Here is a 3,003-nt window from a genome sequence, read left to right on the forward strand (position 1 = left end):
GCACCGTCAGTGCGCGATCTTCGCGACCTCCGCGGCGGCGTGCGCCACGTCGTCGTTGACCACGCGGTAGTCGAACTCGCCCTGCGCGGCGAGCTCCACCTTGGCGGTGCGCAGGCGCCGGGCGCGCTCCTCGTCGCCCTCGGTGCCCCGCCCGACCAGGCGCTGCACCAGCTCGTCCCAGCTCGGCGGCAGCAGGAAGACGAGCGTCGCGCTCGGCTCGGCCGCACGCACCTGGCGGGCGCCCTGCAGGTCGATCTCCAGCAGCACGGTGCGCCCGTCGGCCAGCGCCGCGTCGATCGGCGCGCGGGGCGTGCCGTAGCGGTGGTGGTTGTGCACGGTGGCGTGCTCGAGCAGCTCGCCGTCGCGCACCAGCCGGTCGAACTCGGCGTCGTCGACGAAGAAGTAGTGCTCGCCCTCGACCTCGCCCGGTCGCGGCGCGCGCGTGGTCGCCGAGACGGACAGCATGATCTCGGGGTGGTGCTCCTTGATGTACGCGGCGACCGTCCCCTTGCCCACGGCCGTGGGGCCGGCCAGCACGATCAGCCGGCTGCGACCGGCACGGGCGGCCGGCTCCGGCCAGCGCTCGTCGAGAAAGCGCTGCAGCGCCACGCGCTGGCGCGTGCCGAGGCCGCCCAGGCGCTTGACGGGCGAGATGCCCAGCTGCTGCAGGATGCGGTCGCGCTTTCCCTCTCCGATCGCGGGGATGGACGTCAGGAACTCCGGCACCCGCATGGCGCCCGCCGGCGAGCCCGGCTCGGCAAGTGCGCGGCGCAGCAGCTCCTGCGGCGAGATCACGCGCGTGGCGACGTCGCGCTTGAGCGCCGCGCGCTCACGACGGGCGGCGACCGCACGGCGGGATGCCGCGGCGCGGTCGACCTCGGGAGGATGCTGTGCATCAACCATGTTCCACCTCCGGGTACAGCGCCGCGCGCTCAGCGATGCGCGCGGCCAGTGTCGTCGGACCCGCCGACAGGATGCTGCGACTCTCACTGGCGACGACCGGTGAGGCAAGGGCCTCAGCCAGCGCGACCAGGTCCTCCGGCCGGGCGCCCTGGGCGCCGAAGCCGGGTGCCAGCACGGGGGCCGCTGGAGCCAGCGCGCCCGACAGCCCTGCCTGAGCGAGGTCGACGGTCGCGCCGATCACGAAGCCGACGCCGGCGGGCTCCCCTGCCGCGGCGGTGCGTGCGTTGAAGGCCGAGACCTCCTCCACCACGAGCGCGGCGACCGTCGCGGCGCGGTCGTCGTCGAGGGCGCCCTGCAGCCGGCGGGCTTCGGTGTTGCTGGTGGCGGCGAGCACGAACGCGCCCTTGCCGTGCTGCAGCGCGTACTCCAGCGTGCCGGTGAGCGCCCCCACCCCGAGATACGGGCTGAGGGTCACGGCGTCGGCCTCGAGTGGAGACCCGGGGGTCAGCCACGCGCGGGCGTAGGCGTCCATGGTCGTGCCGATGTCGCCGCGCTTGGCGTCGGCGATGACGACGAGCCCCGCCGCGCGCGCCGCCGCGAGCACGTCCTCGAGCGCCGCGAAGCCGGCGGACCCCCACCGCTCGAAGAACGACACCTGGGGCTTGACGATGCCGACGCGGCCGGCCGCGGCATCCACGACGCGCAGCCCGAACTCACGGGTGCCTGCTGCCGTCGAAGGCAGGCCCCATTCGGCCAGCAGGTGCTCGTGCGGATCGATCCCGACGCAGAGAGGACCCCGCGTCGCGAGGGCCTCGCGCAGTCGCCCGCCGAAGCCGGTCATCGTCCTCCTCGGGCGCCCCGGCTCGCGGCCAGATCTGCGGCGCGGTCGGCGGCGTACTCCTGCAGGCTCCGCACGCGGAACCCTTCGCGCAGCACCGGCAGGGCGCTGACGGCGGCGCCGAGCACCGCCATGGTGGTGAACAGCGCCTTGTCGGCGGCCACGGCCGCGGCCCGGATCTCGTATCCGTCGGCACGGGAGATCCCGCCCGAGGGCGTGTTGACGATCATGTCGATCTCGCCCGCGTTGATGAGGTCGACGATGTTGGGCTCGCCGCTCTCGATCGTCGCGGAGTACTTCTGCACCACCGTGACGGCGATGCCGTTGCGCGCCAGGATCTCAGCCGTGCCCTCGGTCGCGGTGATGGTGTACCCGAGCTCCTGCAGGCGGTGCGCGGGCAGGATCACGGCGCGCTTGTCGTCGTCGGCGACCGAGATGAAGACGGTCCCCGACAACGGCATGCCGCCGTACGCCGCCGCCTGGCTCTTGGCGAATGCCGTCGGGAAGTCGCGGTCGATGCCCATGACCTCACCGGTGGAGCGCATCTCCGGGCCGAGCACGGAGTCGACCATGCGGCCGTCCTTGGTGCGGAAGCGCTTGAACGGCAGCACCGCCTCCTTGACGGCGATGGGGGCATCCAGCGGCACGCGGGAGCCGTCCTGTTCGGGCAGCATCCCCTCGGCGATGAGCCCGGCGATGGGGGTTCCTGCCATGATGCGGGCGGCCGCCTTGGCCAGGGGTATGCCGAGCGCCTTGGACACGAACGGCACCGTGCGGCTGGCGCGCGGGTTCGCCTCGATGACGTAGAGCACGCCCGCGCTGACGGCGAACTGCACGTTCAGCAGACCCCGCACGCCCACGCCCTCGGCGATGGACCGCGTCGCCTCGCGCACGCGGTCGATCTCGCCCCGGCCGAGCGACATCGGCGGCAGCGTGCAGCTGGAGTCGCCCGAGTGGATGCCGGCTTCTTCGAGGTGCTCCATGACGCCGCCGATGTACAGGTCGGTGCCGTCGTACAGCGCGTCGACGTCGATCTCCACCGCGTCGTCGAGGAACCGGTCCACCAGCAGCGGCATGCCGGGTCCGATGATGGCCTGGTCGGCGATGCGCACGAAGTAGTCGCGCAGGCTGGGGGTGTCGTAGACGATCTCCATGCCGCGGCCGCCGAGCACGAAGCTCGGTCGCACGAGCACCGGGTAGCCGATGCCCTCCGCGATCGCCACGGCGCCGTCGACGTCGATCGCGGTGCCGCTGCGCGGAGC

At 73.2% G+C, this 3,003-nt stretch carries 3 protein-coding genes; all 3 read right to left on the reverse strand.

Features of this window, described 5'->3' with window-relative positions; genetic code table 11:
- Positions 1–6: 6 nt before the first annotated feature.
- Positions 7–903: a guanylate kinase gene (gmk, locus tag NQ160_RS21535; protein ID WP_257517107.1), complete on the reverse strand. Its 897-nt coding sequence runs from the start codon at positions 901–903 to the stop codon at positions 7–9.
- Positions 896–1,744 carry an orotidine-5'-phosphate decarboxylase gene (gene pyrF, locus NQ160_RS21540; protein WP_257517108.1) on the reverse strand — a complete coding sequence of 283 codons (849 nt, stop codon included), beginning with the start codon at positions 1,742–1,744 and terminating at the stop codon, positions 896–898. The genes gmk and pyrF overlap by 8 nt, the downstream gene beginning before the upstream one ends.
- The coding region (locus NQ160_RS21545; RefSeq protein WP_441338271.1) for an ATP-binding protein at positions 1,741–3,003 on the reverse strand (1,263 nt) is incomplete at its 5' end. The genes NQ160_RS21545 and pyrF, both read right to left, overlap by 4 nt.

Source organism: Microbacterium sp. zg.Y909, assembly GCF_024626565.1.

Bases quoted from the DNA above. Each gene is read 5' to 3' on its own strand.
- gmk (WP_257517107.1), bottom strand. From the start codon at position 903: ATGGTTGATGCACAGCATCCTCCCGAGGTCGACCGCGCCGCGGCATCC.
- pyrF (WP_257517108.1), bottom strand. From the start codon at position 1,744: ATGACCGGCTTCGGCGGGCGACTGCGCGAGGCCCTCGCGACGCGGGGT.